The 16975-nt window shown below is 66.2% G+C and carries 17 protein-coding genes; 11 read left to right on the forward strand and 6 right to left on the reverse strand.

Going from position 1 to position 16975, the window contains the following annotated elements; genetic code table 11:
• Positions 1-12 precede the first annotated feature (12 nt).
• From GV044_RS03935 to GV044_RS03950, 4 genes are read right to left on the reverse strand one after another with little or no spacing between them, the layout of a single operon-like run.
• Positions 13-150 carry a hypothetical protein gene (locus GV044_RS03935; protein WP_159865740.1) on the reverse strand — a complete coding sequence of 46 codons (138 nt, stop codon included), beginning with the start codon at positions 148-150 and terminating at the stop codon, positions 13-15.
• A gap of 35 nt (positions 151-185) precedes the next feature.
• On the reverse strand, positions 186-965 hold the full coding sequence (locus GV044_RS03940; protein WP_159865743.1) for an SDR family oxidoreductase: 780 nt from the start codon (positions 963-965) through the stop codon (positions 186-188).
• 22 nt (positions 966-987) lie between these two features.
• Positions 988-1806, reverse strand: coding sequence for a glucose 1-dehydrogenase (locus GV044_RS03945; RefSeq protein WP_159865746.1), 819 nt, complete (start codon positions 1804-1806; stop codon positions 988-990).
• The gene (locus tag GV044_RS03950) at positions 1803-2582 is read right to left on the reverse strand and encodes an SDR family NAD(P)-dependent oxidoreductase (protein WP_159865749.1); all 780 of its coding nucleotides are present in this window, start codon (positions 2580-2582) and stop codon (positions 1803-1805) included. Before GV044_RS03950 ends, GV044_RS03945 begins: the two co-directional genes overlap by 4 nt.
• 144 nt (positions 2583-2726) lie before the next feature.
• Between GV044_RS03950 and GV044_RS03955 the strand changes: the two genes are divergently transcribed.
• Both GV044_RS03955 and GV044_RS03960 read left to right on the forward strand, forming a co-directional pair.
• On the forward strand, positions 2727-4190 hold the full coding sequence (locus GV044_RS03955) for a Rieske 2Fe-2S domain-containing protein (RefSeq protein ID WP_159865752.1): 1464 nt from the start codon (positions 2727-2729) through the stop codon (positions 4188-4190).
• A gap of 4 nt (positions 4191-4194) precedes the next feature.
• Positions 4195-4983 (forward strand): ThuA domain-containing protein, encoded by a 789-nt coding sequence (locus tag GV044_RS03960; protein WP_159865755.1) that lies wholly within the window; start codon positions 4195-4197, stop codon positions 4981-4983.
• A gap of 94 nt (positions 4984-5077) precedes the next feature.
• Here GV044_RS03960 and GV044_RS03965 read toward each other — a convergent pair whose 3' ends face one another.
• Entirely contained in the window at positions 5078-6208 is a 1131-nt protein-coding gene (locus tag GV044_RS03965) for an acyl-CoA dehydrogenase family protein (RefSeq protein ID WP_159865758.1), read from the reverse strand.
• 149 nt (positions 6209-6357) lie between these two features.
• On the opposite strand from GV044_RS03965, the gene GV044_RS03970 reads away from it, so the two are divergent.
• Positions 6358-7131 (forward strand): LuxR C-terminal-related transcriptional regulator, encoded by a 774-nt coding sequence (locus tag GV044_RS03970; protein ID WP_159865761.1) that lies wholly within the window; start codon positions 6358-6360, stop codon positions 7129-7131.
• Here GV044_RS03970 and GV044_RS03975 read toward each other — a convergent pair.
• On the reverse strand, positions 7122-8789 hold the full coding sequence (locus GV044_RS03975) for a GMC family oxidoreductase (protein ID WP_159865764.1): 1668 nt from the start codon (positions 8787-8789) through the stop codon (positions 7122-7124). The two genes, GV044_RS03970 and GV044_RS03975, sit on opposite strands and share 10 nt — an antisense overlap.
• Before the next feature lie 104 nt (positions 8790-8893).
• Here GV044_RS03975 and GV044_RS03980 point away from each other — a divergent pair, with 104 nt between their 5' ends.
• The 8 genes from GV044_RS03980 to GV044_RS04015 are packed head-to-tail and all read left to right on the forward strand — an operon-like array spanning position 8894 to position 16974.
• On the forward strand, positions 8894-9322 hold the full coding sequence (locus GV044_RS03980) for a Zn-ribbon domain-containing OB-fold protein (RefSeq protein ID WP_371741564.1): 429 nt from the start codon (positions 8894-8896) through the stop codon (positions 9320-9322).
• Positions 9319-10479, forward strand: coding sequence for a thiolase family protein (locus GV044_RS03985; protein WP_159865767.1), 1161 nt, complete (start codon positions 9319-9321; stop codon positions 10477-10479). Before GV044_RS03980 ends, GV044_RS03985 begins: the two co-directional genes overlap by 4 nt.
• A gap of 6 nt (positions 10480-10485) precedes the next feature.
• A complete protein-coding gene (locus GV044_RS03990) occupies positions 10486-11694 on the forward strand; it encodes an acyl-CoA dehydrogenase family protein (protein ID WP_159865770.1) in 1209 nt (402 codons plus the stop codon).
• Between the two features lie 46 nt (positions 11695-11740).
• The gene (locus GV044_RS03995) at positions 11741-12730 is read left to right on the forward strand and encodes a thiamine pyrophosphate-dependent dehydrogenase E1 component subunit alpha (protein ID WP_159865773.1); all 990 of its coding nucleotides are present in this window, start codon (positions 11741-11743) and stop codon (positions 12728-12730) included.
• A 17-nt stretch (positions 12731-12747) separates the two neighbouring features.
• Positions 12748-13761 carry an alpha-ketoacid dehydrogenase subunit beta gene (locus GV044_RS04000; protein WP_159865775.1) on the forward strand — a complete coding sequence of 338 codons (1014 nt, stop codon included), beginning with the start codon at positions 12748-12750 and terminating at the stop codon, positions 13759-13761.
• 13 nt (positions 13762-13774) lie between these two features.
• Positions 13775-15208: a 2-oxo acid dehydrogenase subunit E2 gene (locus GV044_RS04005; RefSeq protein ID WP_159865778.1), complete on the forward strand. Its 1434-nt coding sequence runs from the start codon at positions 13775-13777 to the stop codon at positions 15206-15208.
• A 9-nt stretch (positions 15209-15217) separates the two neighbouring features.
• Positions 15218-15775, forward strand: coding sequence for a VOC family protein (locus tag GV044_RS04010; RefSeq protein WP_159865781.1), 558 nt, complete (start codon positions 15218-15220; stop codon positions 15773-15775).
• Positions 15775-16974 (forward strand): acyl-CoA dehydrogenase family protein, encoded by a 1200-nt coding sequence (locus tag GV044_RS04015; RefSeq protein WP_159865784.1) that lies wholly within the window; start codon positions 15775-15777, stop codon positions 16972-16974. Before GV044_RS04010 ends, GV044_RS04015 begins: the two co-directional genes overlap by 1 nt.
• The last annotated feature ends 1 nt before the right edge of the window (position 16975 follow it).

The following is a 16975-nucleotide window of genomic DNA, read 5'->3' on the forward strand; positions in this document are numbered from 1 at the left end:
GCCTGTTTCCTCTCAGGCCGGGGCCGCTGCAGCCGCCAGTGCGCTGAGGCCGCTGCGACGTGGCGCTGTTGAAACCGCCGCGGTGAGCGCAGCCGTCAGTCCTGCCGCGCCCGACTCGAGCACGACGGCATCGCGTGCCTTGTTGGCCATTTTTTCTCTCCCGCGGCTGTTTTGCGCCGCCTTGATCAGACCTGGCTGAAGCCACCGTCCATCACGAGCTCGTCGCAGGTCATGTAGCTGGACGCGTCGGAGGCGAGGAACACGACGCCGCCCGCCATCTCCTCGGGCCGGCCCAGCCGGCCGATCGGGTGCGAGGCGTTCATCCCGGCCAGCGCCGCGTCGCGCGAGGGTGCGGCGCCCAGCTCGACGTAACGCGCCATGATCGAGTTCAGCATCGGCGTGTCGATGCCGCCCGGATGCACCGAGTTGACGCGAATGTTGTAGCCCAGCGCCGCGAACTCGGCGCCCAGGCACTTGCTGAGCATCTTGATTGCCGCCTTGCTGACGCAATAGGCGGCGTTGAACGCGGCTCCGCGCAAGCCGCCGACGCTGGAGAAATTGATGATCGAGGCGCCGCTGCTGCGGGCCTTGCCGCCTTGCTTCAGCAGGTCGAGCAGCACTTGCGTGCCGATGATGGCGGAGTCCACGTTGATCGCGTTGATCCGGTGGAACTCGGCGAGCGGCGTATCTTCGAACCTGGTGACAATCGAGAAGCCAGCGTTGTTCACCAGCACGTCGAGGCGGCCATAGCGGTCACGCACCAGCTGCTCCACGGCGCGCCAATCGGCTTCGCTGGTGACGTCGTGGCGCACGTAGTGGTCTGCGCTTTCGACCTCGGCGTCGTCCTTCAGGTCGGTCGCGATCACGACTGCGCCCTCGGCCTTCATGGCCTTGACGATCTCGCGGCCGATGCCACCGGCGGCGCCAGTCACGACGGCAACCACGTTGGGGAGGGCGATGGTCATGGTCTGGTGATCTCCGGTGAAGCTATTGCGCGGTCCAGCCGCCATCGATGACCAGCTCGGCGCCGGTCATGTAGGAGCTGTCGCTGGATGCGAGGAAGAATGCGGCACCCGCCAGCTCGGAAGGGTCGGCAAGGCGCCCGATCGGCGTCTTGCCGGCCATCATGTCGACCAGATCCTGCGTCTTCTGAGCGACGCCCTTGTCCACCCAGCGCTGGAAGCCTTCCTGCAGCAAGGGCGTGACGACGAAGCCGGGATGCAGCGAATTGGCGCGGATCGGCATCTTCTTCTCGGCGAATTCCAGCGCGATCGACTTGGTGAACAATCGCACCGCGCCCTTGCTGGCGTTGTATCCCGACACTTCGCTCAGGCCCACCAGACCCATGATCGAGCTGACGTTGATGATCGAGGCGCCGCCTTTCACATCGGCGCCGCTGCGCTCCATCAGCGGCACGAAGGTACGCACGCCCAGGAACACACCATCGACGTTGATGCCCATGATCTTGCGCCAGTCCTCGAGCGAGGTCGTAGCGACGGGGCCGGTCAGATCGATGCCCGCGTTGTTGACCAGCACGTGCAGCTTGCCATGCCGCTCCGTCACGGCGGTGAGCACGCTCTGCCAATCGTCCTCGCTGGTGACGTTCGCCTGCACGTAGCTGGCTGCCTGGCCGAGTCCAGCCAGCGTGCTTGTCACGGCGTCGCTATCGGGTGCCGAAAGGTCGGTCAGCACGACTTCGGCGCCTTCGGCCAGGAAACGCTCGACACAGGCGAGACCGATGCCGCGCAGGCCGCCGGAGACTAGTGCGACACGGCCCTTCAGCCGCTGCGAACCCAGAACGCTCATACGCCGTTCATCCCCGCAGTGGACGCGCCGTCCATGGTGAACTCGCTGCCCGAGCAGAACCGGGCCTCGTCGCTCGCCAGCCACGCCACCATGCCCGCCACCTCGTCGACTTGCGCCATGCGCCCCAATGGCGAGAGGCTCTGGTAGGCGGCGCGGGCGGCAGCAGGATCGGCCGACTTGTCGATCAGGTTTACGATCAAGGCGGTCTCAACCACGCCGGGCAGCACCGCGTTGATCCTGATCTTGTACTTGCGGTTGCCGGCATGGACCGCGGCAGACTTGATCAACGCGATCACGGCGGCCTTGGAGACGGAGTAGGCGCAGAAGTTGCCCATGGCGCGGTGCGCGTTCATCGACGAGTTGACGATGATCGAGCCTTCCGGCCCTTCCGGATTGCGCGCCATCGCCCGCATCGCATGCTGCACGGTCAGCATCACGCCGGTCAGGTTCACGTTCATGACGTTGTTCCAGCCATCGATGGTGATGTCCTCGATGCTGGCGTCACCGCTTTCCGTGCCGGCATTGGCGAAGGCGATGTCGAGCCGTCCGTGCCGTTGCAGGATCGTGTCGATCAGCCCGTCCCACGCCGAGGCGTCGGTCACGTCGTGCTTGATGAACTGCGCGCCGGTTGCTGCGCAGACGGCATCGGCGGCCGCCTGGTTGGAGCCGGTGAACACCACGCTCGCCCCTTCGGCGCAGAGGCGCTCCACCGTTCCCGCGCCGATGCCGGAGGTCCCTCCGGTCACCAGCGCAACCTTGCCTTCAAGCCGCCGCACGGCATTCTCCCGCGTGTTATCTGAGCCTGAACATGATCTATCGCGGCGCCACCCGGCAACCTATGACTTGAGCAAGGTGACGCCCGCTAGGCGATCGGGCAGACATGCCCCCAAACAGAAGTATGCTTTGGGAGTACGAAGCACATGGCCGAGCGCGATCCCGCCCTTGCAACCAAGACACCACCGGAGGCTGCGAACTCGGAAGGCCTCGGCGCCGATCGCAGCAAGGGCATCAGCTGGTCCGAGCTGATGGCGCAGGATTCACGCCCCGCACCCGCGATCCTGACCGAGGAAAGCTATACCTACCGCGGCTCCGAACCGATCCCGGCAGAGCGCTACACCAGCGAGGCGTTCGCCCAGCTGGAGCGCGAGCGGATGTGGCCTTGCGTCTGGCAGTTCGCCGCGCGCGAGGAGGACCTGCCCGAGCCCGGCGACTTCGTGGTCTACGAGAACGCGGGGCGCTCCTACCTCGTCAGCCGGCAGGATGATGGCTCGATCCGGGCCATGCACAACGTCTGCCTTCACCGCGGCCGCAAGCTGCGCACGGAAGAGGGCACGACAGACAAGTTCGTCTGCCCGTTCCATGGCTTTGCCTGGAACAAGGACGGCAGCTTCAACTCGATGCCCTGCCAGTGGGACTTCCCGCACCTGAACGAACAAAGCCTCGACTTGCCCGAGGCGGAGGTGGGCCGCTGGGCTGGCTACGTGTTCATCCGCGAGGAGAAGGGCGGGCCCAGCCTGGAGCAGTTCCTGGCGCCGCTGCCCGAGCACTTCAAGCGATGGCGGCACGAGGAGTGCGCCAGCGTCATGCGCGTCGCCAAGGAGGTCCCGGCCAACTGGAAGGTGGTGATGGAGGCCTTCATGGAGGCCTGGCACACCATCGTCACGCACCCGCAGCTGCTGCCCTTCACCGGCGATTCCAACGCGGCCTACTGGACCTGGGGCGACAACGTGAACGTCAACCTGGTGCCGTTCGGCGTGATGAGCCCGCACATCGAAGAGGGCCAGGGTGAGCAGTGGATCGTCGACCAGTTCATCCGCTACAACGGGCGTTCGGCGGACAACTACGAGGAAGCCGCGCGCGACAACCCGATGGCGATCGCGGTGCCCGAAGGCGTGAGCGCGCGTGCGGCGCTGGGCGAGGCGATGCGCAAGGCCTACACCGCGTCCACCGGCTACGATCATGCCGAGGCGACGGACGCTGAATTGCTCGACGCGCTGGTCTACAACGTGTTCCCGAACTTCTCCCCGTGGGGCGGGTTCATGCCCAACGTCGTCTACAACTGGCGAACCGGCAAGACGCCCGACACCTGCATCATGGAAGTGCGCATCCTTTCGCGCATTCCCAAGGGCCAGCCGATCCCGCGTGGTGCTCCGCTCAAGATGCTGAGGCTCGATCAGAAATGGACCGAGGCGCCCGAGCTCGGCATTCTGGGCGACGTTTTCGAGCAGGACATGGACAATCTGCCGTACGTGCAGGAGGGCCTGCACGTATCCAAGACTGGCAAGATCAACCTGGGCAACTACCAGGAGATCCGCATCCGCCAGTTCCAGGATACGCTGATGAAGTACATCGGCGGTGAACTGGGCGGCTGGAGGCAGGACTGAGCCGATGGCCGATGGGCAAGACGCTGCGGCTCACCCGCCGCGGATCAACTGCGTCCTCGTGTGCGGCGGCGTGTGGCACGACATGGACTTTGCACGCCTCGAACTGCTCAGGCTGCTGAGCGAGGACCCTGCCGTCCGCACTCGCGTGTTTGAGGATTACGAGAACCTCGACGCGCTGCGCCAGGCCGATATCCTGATCACCTATACGTGCGACGTGACGCCTTCACTGGCCGCGCAGGAGGTGCTGCGCGACTGGCTCGCGGCGGGCGGGCGCTGGTACGCGCTGCATGGCACCAACTCGGTCTTGCGCCTGCTGGCGAAGGGACCGGACGCGGGACTGTGGGATGCGCCGCGCTGGGCGCCGCTGTTCATGGACCTGCTCGGCTCGCAGTTCCTCTCTCACCCGCCGATCGCACCCTACACCGTCACCGTTGCCGATCCCAGCCATCCCCTGGTTGCCGGCGTTGAGCCGTTCGAGACCACGGACGAGCTCTACCACATGGAGACACACGGCGACCTGCACGTCCTGCTCGAGACCGAGTGCACGCAGGAGGGCACCGGATTTGTCGAGGCCGCGGATGCGCCGGGCACGCACCCGGTGATGTATCTGAAGGATCATGGCGCAGGCGCGGTGCTCTACAACACGCTCGGCCATTGCCGCGGGCATTACGATCTGCAGCCGATGCTGGACTGGTGGCCCACGGTGGACCGCTGCGCCTGGGACTTGCCGGTGTTCTACGATCTGCTGCGTCGCGGCATCGACTGGCTCAAACAGCGCCAGCGGGTAACCTGAGCAAGCCTCTTCGGGTCGCGCCAGGAGCAGTGGTGGAGTGAAAGAGAAGGGCGGCCGCGTCATCCGAGGCCGCCCTTCAGTCGGGGTGAGCTTGTCAGGCGAGTACGCCGGCGTAGCGGTCCAGCGTCGCCTGCGGGCTCTCGGGCCAGCGCGAGAGGACCAGCAGGCGCTTGTGCCCGGCGCCGATCGCCAGTTCGTCGGTGATGCCCATGCCGCCATGGAACTGGATCATCTCGTGCCCCAGCTCGAGCGAAGTGCGGGCGAGGAACGCGCGGGCGCCCTGGACGGCCTTGCCGAACTCGGCGCTTTCGCTTGAGACCAAGGCAAGGTTGAGAAGGGCCCGGGCCTGCTCGATCACGGCATACTGTGCGACCATGCGGTGCTGGATCGCCTGGAAGGAACCGATCGCCGCGCCGAACTGGCTGCGGGTGCGCAGGTAGTCGATGGTATCGGCGAACAGCCGCTCCATGATCCCGAGCGCTTCGGCGCTGCGGGCCAAGTCGGCCAGCTCGTTCGCGGCGTCGATCGCGGCAAGGCCATCGTCTCCAGCACGGTCGAGCTTGTGATCGTCGCTGATCATCACATCTTCCAGCGTCAAGGCGACGGCCACACTGCCGTCGGCCATGTGCCACGGGCGCAGCGAAGCACCCGGCTGGGTGGCGGGAATAAGGAACAGCGCCACGCCGGTGCGATCGCCCGGTTCGCCGTGGATGCGCGCAGGGACGATGAAGGCGTCGGCACCGCCGCCTGCAGCGCAGAACGGCTTGGTGCCGCTGAGCCGCCAGCTGTCACCCTTTGCAACCGCACATGTCTCCAGCCAGCAGAGGCCATCTCGCGCGCGCTCGTCCAGCGCGGCCAGTGCGAGGCGCTTCTCGCCGGATACCACGGCCTCGATCCATGAGTTCAGCAGCGGCTCGCGCGCGGTCATGGCGAACAGGCGGCCTGCCATCATCACGGACTCTGCCAAGGGTTCCACGACCAGGCCACGGCCCAGCGCCTCGAACACGATGGCGACGCCGGTGGCATCAAGGTCCAGCCCGCCCAGGTCTTCGGCGAACGGCGCCGCGATCAGCCCGAGTTCGCCCAGCAGCTGCCAGTTACTGGAGGAGAACCCGCAAGGCTCTGCCAGGAACGCGCGGCGGCTATCGTGATCGTAGCGATCGGCGACGAACCGATCGGCCAGCGCCTTCAGCATTTCCTCGTCTTCGCTGAGATCGAAGTTCACAGTCCACTCCCGGTATCCGCCGTTCGTAGTACCACCGCGTCGAAGTCGATCGCTGCTGAGCAAAAGGCTAGTCACGCCCATGTCGATCCTGGTGCACGCGATTGTGCCACTCGAACACGCGGTCTAAGAAGGCTTGGGAGAGAAGCTTAATGGCGCTGTTATCACAGGATCACATCGACGCTGTGCGGGTGACGTCGGCTGCAGGCGTTCGGCCGGCTGCCGAAGCGTTGCATGCGATCGCCCAGGGGCTAGGCATGCGCGTTGCCCCGGCGCACGACATCGCCGACAAGCGCACCCCTGTGGATGCCGACGGTGGCATGTTAGCGACGGAGGTGTTCGGCTGGGATACCGACGAGCGGGTCTGGTGGCGCAACTCGCGCATCGCGCTGGACAGCCCGCTGACCACCGCCTGCCGTTTCGAGAGCCAGCCGTTCTGGGTCAACGCCGAGGGTTTTCGCACGCGCGAGCCTAACGCATACCTGGCCTCGATCGACCTCTCCAACTTCGAGCATCGGGCGATGACCTGGGCCGCGATCGGCGTGCCGGTCCATCTGCCGTTCGGCCAGATCGGCGCGGTCAGCTTCAATCCGCTCGATCGTGGCAAGACCGACCTCACCGAGGAATTCGCGCTCTACTCGGACGCGCTGGGGCTCTATGCCCGCACGTTCATCGCCACTTACGTGCAGGTGATGGGGTCGGCCCAGGCCCTGCCATCCGGATCGCGCCTGTCGAAGCGCGAGGTGGAGTGCCTGCGCTGGGCGGCGATCGGCAAGACAGACATGGAGATCAGCATGATCATGTCGCGCAGCCGGGCGACGGTGCGGTTCCACATCCACAACGCCGCCACCAAGCTGAACGCGGTCAATCGCAGCCAGACAGTCTTCAAGGCCGCGCAGCTGGGCTACATCTCGCTTCAGAAGTGAGGTTCTAGCTCACGCTTAGGTTCCGCCGCGGCGCGGTCTTCGAGCATCAGCTGCGCACCGCGCAAGCCTAGCGCCATGGCCGGAGCATTGGTGTTGCCGGTGACGTGGCCGGGCATGACCGAGCAGTCCGCCACTCGCACGCCTTGCACCCCGTTCACCCGCAGCCGCGGGTCGACCACGGCCTTCGGATCGCTGCCCATCCGGCAAGAGCGGATGGCGTGGAGCCCGCAGCTGGACAAACGGCGGAACATGGCGAGCACGTCCTCGTCACTCTCGACCTGCGCACCCGGCACCAGTTCCGCTCCCACCATCCGATCGAGCGGAGGCGCCGCCATGTAGGCGCGCATCTTGCGCACCAGGGCGATGGCGGACGTGCGATCATGCTGCGTGCTCAGGAAGTTGTGCAGGATGTGCGGCGGAGCCTCCGCAGCAGGGCCGGTCGCCCGCACGCTGCTCTCGCTGGTGAGGCGCAGGAGCTGGCCGTAGATCGTCACGCCGGGCTTGGGATCGATCTTGTCGAGCGGGACCGGGGCCTTGTCGTCGCCGACCTTGAACGTGTAGCCGCCCAAGTAGAACTGCGCATCGGTGCGACTATCGGGATGCGCGACGTTGCAGAACGCGCCGACCTCGAAAGGTCCCGTCGCGAGCACGCCGTCGCGGCGCAGCAAGTACCGCAGCATCGCGAGCGCCGCGCCCAGGCCGAAGAAGCTCTTATTGGTGCCCTTGCCGTGGTCGAGCCGGAACGGCATCGACAGCGACAAGTGCTCGATCATCCTCTCGCCGACATCGGGAGAGTGCGCCACCAGCGGGATGCCGGCGAGCGCGAGCCGGCCCGCATCGCCGATGCCTGAGCGCTGCAACAGCAACGGGCTTTCCATGGCTCCGGCGCTGATCACTATCTCGCCAGCGCAGTCGAAACGCTGCGGCTTGCCATCGACCACCACGTCGATGCCGATCGCGCGGGTGCCATCGAACACGATCCGCTCGGCCGTGACGCCTGTCATTACCGTGACGTTGGGCCGCTTGCGCGCGACTGCCAGATAGGTGCGCGCCGAGGACTCGCGACGGCCATTGCGGATGTTGTGGCTGTAATAGCCGACACGCGGTCCGGCAGTGGCATTGAGGTCGTCCACACGCCGCAGTCCAAGCGCCTCGCCCGCCTCGATCATGCGTTCGGCCAAGGGGTATGTGTGGCAGGCCGGGTCGACACGAACGAGGCCACCGCTGCCGCGCATCTCGGAAGGTCCGGCCGCGTGGTCTTCTAGTTCCAGGAAGGCAGCCGTCATGCTCGCGCCGTTCCATCCGGTCGCGCCGCACTCGCTTTCCCAGGCGTCGTAGTCGGCCGGCTCGCCGCGGCTCCAGATCATGCCGTTGATCGAGGATGAGCCGCCCAGGCCCTTGCCGCGAATCCAGACCTCGCCGGCGCCGGGATCGTTGGCGCCTTCCTCGCGTGGCTGCGCGACATGGTAGGCCCACATGTGCTCAGGCTTCTTGACCAGCTTGGCCACGCCTTTGGGCAGGGTCACCCAGAAGCTGTCGTTCTCACCACCGGCTTCGAGCACCAGCACTTGCGAGCGACCGTCCGCGCTCAGCCGTTCGGCCATCACGCAACCGGCGCTCCCGGCACCGACGATGATGTAGTCCCATTGCCTGCTCATGGCTTGTGCTCTCCCGCCGGCATGGGTCGCACGAACTAGCGGTTTGGCTACCCTAGCGTTTTGGTGAGTCAAAATGCGGGCGGGGGCAGGCTTAAAAAGCTGACATGACCGGAGAGATCAACCGGGGCGGAGAAGAGATGCGCGCCATAGCCGAAGGCCTGTTCACCGACGAGACGCCTGCGCGTCTGATCGGTGGCAAGGACCGGGAAACCGGCCGCATCGTCTTCCCCTGTCCATCGACCGCGACGCACGACCCCGTGCCGCTTTCGCGGGAGGGCAAGCTGTGGTCCTACACGGTGCAACGGTTCCGCCCCAAGAGCCCGCCGTACGCGGGACCTGAGGCGTTCGCGCCGTGGGTGGTCGCCTATGTCGAACTGCCGGGCGAGGTCATCGTCGAGGCGAGGCTGGACGATGTCGCGTTCGAGGACGTGGCGGTCGGCATGCCGGTGCGCTTCCAGCCGGGGCTGCTCGACCGGAACGATCCGAACAGCACCCGCATACCCGCATTCGTGCCGGCGGAACTCGCTGCATGAGCGACGTGTGCATCGTGGGCATCGGCATCCACAAGTTCGGCCGGACCGATGGCCTGTCGGGCCTCGACCAGGGCGTGCATGCGGTGCGCGAAGCGATGGCGGACGCCGGGATCGACTGGCGCCAAGTACAATTCGCCTATGGAAGCTCTGACGCCGCGGGCAATCCCGACACCATGGTCGATCGCCTGGGCCTCACCGGCGTGCAGTTCATCAACGTGCGCAACGGCTGCGCGGCGGGCGGCTCGGCCTTGTTCAGCGCGCAGATGGCGATCAAGTCGGGCGAGTTCGACATCGGCCTTGCCGTCGGCTTCGACAAGCATCCACGCGGCGCCTTCAACGCGCTGCCTTCCGAGTACAACCTGCCCGATTGGTACGGCGAAGTGGGCCAGATGGTCACCACCCAGTTCTTCGCCGCCAAGATCATGCGCTACATGAGCCTGTTCGGCATCTCGCAGACCTCGCTGGGGCGGGTTGCGGAGAAGGCGTTCCGCAATGCCGTCCACGCGCCCCACGCCTGGCGCCGCGAGCCGGTCTCGCTCGAGGACATCCTGGACGCGCCCTTGGTCAGCGATCCTTACACCAAGTACATGTTCTGCTCGCCCGCCGAGGGCGGTGTTGCGCTGATCCTCGCCAGCGAGAAGAAGGCGCGTGAACTGGGCAAGCCGCTGATCCGCCTCAAGGCCGCGACCATGCGCACCCGGCCGCCGCACAGCTTCGAGGTATTCGCGCCGTCGGTGGACGTGGTGGAGGACGACACCCGCCCGCGGCCGACTGCCTCGCGCATCGCTTCGGCGGACGCGTTCAAGGCGTCCGGCATCGGGCCCGGCGACATCGACGTCGCGCAACTGCAAGACACCGAAGCTGGCGCCGAGATCATGCACATGGCCGAGAACGGCTTTTGCGCCGACGGCGAGCAGGAGCAGTGGCTGGCGGAAGGCCGCACCGAGATCGGCGGCGCGCTGCCGGTCAACACCGACGGCGGCTGCCTCGCCTGCGGCGAGCCGATCGGCGCCTCCGGCTTGCGCCAGGTCTACGAGAACGTGGTGCAGCTGCGCGGACATGGCGGCGGCCGTCAGGTGCCGGGCGGTCCCCGGACCGCCTACAGCCACGTCTATGGTGCGCCGGGCGTCTCTGCCGTCACGATACTGGAACGCTGAAAGCCCATGGATATCGAACTTTCCCCACAGGATGCCGCCTTTCGTGACGAGGTGCGCACGTTCCTGCGGGATCATCTGCCCGCGGAGGTGAAGGCCGGCGGGGCCGCGACACCGTCGGTCTTCGTCGAGCCCGAGATCGGCCAGGCTTGGAACGCCGTGCTGAACAAGCAGGGCTGGCTGGGTTACCAATGGCCGGCCGCGCATGGCGGCACCGGCTGGACGCCGATCCAGCGCTACCTGTTCGAGAAGGAATGCGCCCTTGCCGGTGCGCCCAACCTGACGGTGCTGGGACTGAAGTTGCTCGCCCCGGTGATCTACACCTTCGGTACGGAGCAGCAGAAGAGCCACTACCTGCCGCGCATCCTCAGCGGCGAGGATTACTGGTGCCAGGGCTTCTCCGAGCCGGGTTCGGGATCGGACCTTGCCAGCCTGGCCACCCGCGCGGTGCGGCAGGGTGACCACTACGTCGTCAACGGCTCCAAGATCTGGACCACCCACGCGCATCACGCCACGGGCATGTTCACCCTGGTGCGCACGAACCCCGAGGTGAAGAAGCAGGCGGGCATCTCTTTCCTGCTGATCGATCTGGCGAGCCCCGGCGTCTCTGTGCGTCCGATCCTGACTTCGGCCGGCGATCATGAGGTCAACCAGGTTTTCCTGGAAGACGTCGTCGTGCCGGCCGAGAACCTGGTGGGCGAGGAAGGGCAGGGCTGGACGATCGCCAAGTTCCTGCTGGAGAACGAGCGCGGCGGTTCGTGTCACGCGCCCAAGCTCGGCTACGATCTCGACCAGATCGAAGAGGCTGCGACCGACGAAAGCGACGGGCGCGGCGGCAGGCTGGCTGACCAGGTCGACTGGAAACGGCGCGTGGCGCAGACGCGGCTCTCGGTGAATGCGCTGGAGATGATCGAATTGAAGATCATCTCGGAGGTCGCCAAGGGGCGCCCGCCCGGGCCACAGACCTCGCTCACCAAGCTGCTTGCCTCCAACTTGCGCCAGGAGATCGACCTGCTGGCGGTAGACCTCTATGGCCCTGCCGGTTTGCAGCTGGAGACCGAGCGACCGCTCTATGGCGACAATGCGCCGGCGGCAGTGCACTCCAAGGGCGCGCAAGTCGCGGCGGCGCGCTATCTGAACAGCAGAGCCTGGACGATCTTTGGCGGCACCAACGAAGTCCAGAGCACCATCATAGCCAAGTCGGTGCTGGGCCTTTGACGGCCCAATACTCCGACGGCCGGCGCGATAACGAGAGGAATGCCCGATGCAGCTGAACCGCGAGGCGCTGACCCGCGCTTACCGGCAGATGAAGCTGATCCGCGAATTCGAGGAACGGCTCCACGAGGAGATCCAGACCGGTGAGATCGCCGGCTTCACCCACCTCTACTGCGGCCAGGAAGCCGTCGCGGTGGGTGTCTGCGAGCACCTGACCGGTCGTGACAAGATCGTCTCCACCCACCGCGGCCACGGTCACTGCCTGGCGAAGGGCTGCGATGTCGACGGCATGATGAAGGAGATCTGGGGCAGCCAGGAAGGCTTATGCAACGGCAAGGGCGGCTCGATGCACATCGCCGACATCGACAAGGGCATGCTGGGCGCCAACGGCATCGTCGGCGCCGGCGCGCCGATCGCGGTGGGCGCGGCGCTCTCCAACAAGATCGACGGGCCGGACGCGGACGGCAAGCTGGCGGTGGCGATCGCGTTCTCGGGCGATGGCGCCTGCAACCAGGGCACGACCTTCGAGGCGATGAACCTGGCTGTCGTCACCAAGGCCCCGGCGATCTTCGTCTTCGAGAACAACCACTATTCCGAGCATACCGGCGTCGACTATGCGGTGGGCACCACGCGCGACATCGCCAGCCGCGCCGAGGCATTCGGCATGAAGGTCTGGCGCGCCGACGGCACAGACTTCTTCGCGGTGCACGACACTTTCCGCGAAGTGCTCGAATACGTGCGCACGCCCGGCAACGGCCCCGCCGCCGTCGAGTTCGACACCGAGCGCTTCTTCGGCCACTTCGAGGGCGATCCCCAGCGCTACCGCGGCGAGGGCGAGCTCGATCGGCTGCGGGCGGAGCGGGATTGCATCAAGATCTTCCGCGCCAAGGTGAGCGGTGCCAAGCTGCTCGAAGAACCCGATCTCGATGGGATCGACGCCGAAGCCCTCAGCGCCATCGAGAACGCTGTCGCCGCCTCGCGCGCGGCGGCTCGCCCGGCGCCCGAGAACGTCCTCGACAACGTCTACATCAGCTACTGACGGCAGGAGCGAAGCACATGGCAAAGATGATGTATCGCGACGCCATCCGGACCACGATCTTCCAGGAGATGCAGCGCGACGACCGAGTGGTCGTGCTGGGCGAGGACGTCGTCGGCGGCAATGGTACCGCCGGCGGCCCCGAGGCGATCGGCGGAATCTGGTCCACCTCTGTCGGGCTCTACGATGCGTTCGGTCCAGACCGCGTGATCGACACGCCGATTAGCGAAAGCGCGATCATGGGCGCGGCCGGCGGCCTGGCGCTCGCCGGTAAGCGGCCGGTGGCGGAGATCATGTTCGCCGACTTCATCGGCGTGTGCATGGACCAGCTGTGGAACCAGATCGCCAAGTTCCGCTACATGTTCGGCGGCAAGTCGATCTGCCCGGCGGTGATCCGCATGCCTTGCGGCGCCGGTTACAACGCGGCCGCGCAGCACAGCCAGATGATCAGCCAGTTCGTCACCAACATGCCCGGCATCAAGGTGGTCATGCCTGCGACCCCTGCCGACGCCTGCGGCCTGCTGCGCCAGGCGATCCGCGACGATGATCCGGTGGTCTTCCTGGAGCACAAGTTCCTTTACGCGATGAGCGGCGAAGTGCCGGATGACCCGGACTTCGTGATCCCGTTCGGCCACGCTCGCCTTGCCCGCGCCGGGCAGGACGTGACGATCGTCGCCTCGGGCATGATGGTCAGCTATGCCGAGACCGCCGCGGACGATCTGGCACAGGACGGCGTCGGTTGCGACGTCATCGATCTGCGCACCACGTCTCCGCTGGACGAGGAAGCGATCCTGGACTCGGTCGAAGTGACCGGCCGCCTGGTGGTGGTCGACGAAGCACCGCCTCGCTGCTCGCTGGCGACCGACATCTCCGCGCTGGTGGCGCAAAAGGCGTTCGCCAGCCTCAAAGCGCCGATCGAGATGGTGACGCCGCCGCACACGCCGGTGCCCTTCGCCCGCGAGCTCGAGAGCGCCTACTTGCCCAGTCCTGCGAAGATCGCGGCGGCCGTGCGCAAGTCGCTCGAATACCGGTGAGGAGGGCGCAGCCATGAGCCGCATCCGCGCATTCACCATGCCCAAGTGGGGCATCGAGATGACCGAAGGCACGATCGCCGACTGGACCGTGAAGGAGGGCGACAGCTTCAAGCGTGGGCAGACGCTGTGCCTGATCGAGACCGCCAAGATCACCAACGAAGTCGACGCCGAATACGACGCCACCGTGCGCCGCATCCTGGTGTCCGGCGGCAGCGAGGCTGAGCCGGTCGGTGCGCTCCTCGCCGTGTTCGACGAAGGCGACCACTCGGAGGCGGAGATCGATGCTTTTGTTGCGTCGTTCAAGCCGGCGGAGGGCGGTATTGCCAAGGGTGCCGCCAGCGCCAAGGCGGCGGCGCAGGAGGATGCCGAGAGCGCGCCTGCGCCGTCTCCCGAGAAGCCTCGCACCCGCATCGCGACGAACCGTCCGATCAGCCCCGAAGCCTTGCGCCTGGCAGAGGAAGAGGGCGTCGACATCGCGGCAATCGAAGGATCTGGCCGTCAGGGCCGCATTACGCACCAGGATGTAATCAAGGCGCTGCGCGGTCCGGCGAGCAGTGCGCCTAAGGGTGTGCTGACGCTCGACGCAGAGGACATAAAGGTCTTCGCCTCGCCGCTGGCGCGCCGCCTGGCCGGGCTGCATGGCATTGCCCTCGGCGAGCTGACCGGCACCGGACCGCGCGGCCGCATCTCCAAGGCGGACGTGCTTGCGCTGGTCCCCAAGCCCACCAGCACGGCGGTGACTGCGGCCTTCGTCGCGGGCGAGAACCGGCCGGAGATCGTGCCCTTCGACCGCGTTCGCAAGGTAGTCGCGCAGCGACTGACTCAGGCCAAGCAGGAGCTGCCGCACTTCTACCTGCGCATGTCTGCCAGCGCCGATGCGCTGCTGGAGATGCGCAAGACCGCCAATCTGGTGCTCGGCTGCAAGGCATCGGTGAACGACTGGATCGTCAAGGCGAGCGCCATGGCGCTCAGCCGCCATCCTGACGTGAACGTGCAGGTGCATGGGGAACAGATACACCGCTTCCCCCATGCCGACGTGTCGATCGCAGTCGCCAGTCCCAAGGGCCTGGTCACGCCGGTGGTGCGCCAGGCCAACCTGATGCGCATCGACCAGATCGCCGCCGAGACGCGCCGCCTGATCGACAAGGCGCAGGGCAAGGGTCTCAGCATGACGGACATGGAGGGCGGCACCTTCTCCGTGTCGAACCTAGGCATGTTCGGGATCGAGAACTTCGATGCCATCATCAACCCGCCGCAAGGCGCGATCCTGGCGGTGGGTGCTGCGCTGCGCCAGCCGGTCGAGACGGCAATGGGCGGGGTGGCGTTCGAGACGCGCATCTCGTTCACGCTCTCGGTCGATCATCGCGCGATCGACGGTGCTGCCGGTGCGCAGTTCCTGCAGACCCTGAAGTCATTGATCGAAGAGCCCGCCGGTCTCTTCGCCTGAGGAAACGTCATGACCGACCAAGCATACAGCGACCTGCGGCCAGGCCCGCTCAAGAACCTGGGCGACGTGATCCAGCTCGCCTTCTTCCCGACCGACTTCGATGCCACCATGAAGTACTGGATCGAGACGGTGGGCGTCGGCCCGTTCTTCGTGCTCAACGACGTCCGGCTCGATGACATGAAGTACAAAGGCGAGCCGACCGATGCCACGTTCACGATGGCGATCGGCTACTGGGGCGACATCCAGATCGAGCTGATCAAGACGGACAGCGACGCACCCTCTCTCTATGCCGGTGAATACGCGGTGCGGGACCGTCTGCATCACGTCTGCGTGTTCGTGGAATCCATTGCCGAGGCGCGAGAAGCTTGCGCAGCAGCGGGCGCCGAGATCGTCGTCGAGGGCAAGGTCGGTCCGGACGGCGCAGTGATCTACGTCGATCCGGGGCAGGGGCCGGGCCACGTCATCGAGTACCTGCAGCCGATGGCGGGATCGGAAGGGCTGTTCCAGATGATGAAGGATGCCGCTCGCGATTGGGACGGCTCCGATCCGGTCCGGGTGCTGCAGTGATGACCGACGTGTCCGCTCGCGCCCACGAGATCGCCTGCAAGGTCGAGGCCTTCGTGCGCGAGACGATCGTGCCATTCGAAAAGGACGCCCGCCGCGACCATCACGGTGCCCCCACTGACGAGCTGGTGATGGAGATGCGCGCGCTAGCCCGGAGCGCCGGCGTGCTCACCCCGCACATCCTGGATGACGGTTCGCACCTCACCCAACGCGAGACCGCGGTCGTGCTGATCAAGTCGGGCCTGTCGCCGCTAGGGCCGCTCGCCTGCAATACGATGGCTCCGGACGAGGGCAACATGTACCTCATCGGCCATGTCGGCTCGTCCGAGTTGAAGGAGCGTTTCCTCAAGCCCCTGGTCGAGGGCAAGGGCCGCTCCGCCTTTTTCATGACCGAACCGGCCGATTGGGGCGGCGCCGGCTCGGACCCGTCGATGATGAAGACGACGTGCCGCAAGGACGGCAACCAGTGGGTCATCAACGGGCGCAAGACCTTCATCACCGGCGCGCAAGGGGCGATGGTCGGCATCGTGATGGCCGCCTCCGACGAAGAGGACACGCGCGGCGGCGCCTGCATGTTCCTGGTCGACCTGCCCGACGATGCGATCCGGATCGACGAAGTTCCCAACACCATCGACACCTCTATGCCGGGCGGCCACGCCACCCTGACGATCGAGAACCTGCGGGTGCCCGCCTCGCAGATGCTGGGCGAGCCGGGCGAGGGCTTCCGCTATGCGCAGATCCGCCTTTCTCCCGCCCGCCTGTCTCACTGCATGCGCTGGCTGGGCGGCTGCATCCGCGCGCACGAGATCGCGGTGGACTATGCTTGCCGCCGCCAGGCCTTCGGCAAGACGCTGATCGACCACGAGGGCGTCGGCTTCATGCTCGCCGAGAACCGCATCCTGATCCAGCAGTGCGAGCTGATGATCGACTGGTGTGCGGGCGTGCTGGACAGCGGCTCACTGGGCACGGTCGAAAGCTCGATGGCCAAGGTCTCGGTCAGCGAAGCGCTGATGAAGATCGCCGACAATTGCGTGCAGGTCATGGGTGGCACCGGCGTCACCGAGCGCACGATCGTGGAGCAGATGTTCCGCGAGATCCGGGCTTTCCGCATCTATGATGGACCGACCGAGGTCCACAAGTGGTCGCTCGCCAAGAAGATCAAGCGCGAGTGGAAGCACGCGCAAGACGCCAAGGCGGGCTGAC

Origin of the sequence: Novosphingobium sp. 9U (genome assembly GCF_902506425.1) — a bacterium.
Classification (GTDB): Bacteria; Pseudomonadota; Alphaproteobacteria; order Sphingomonadales; family Sphingomonadaceae; genus Novosphingobium.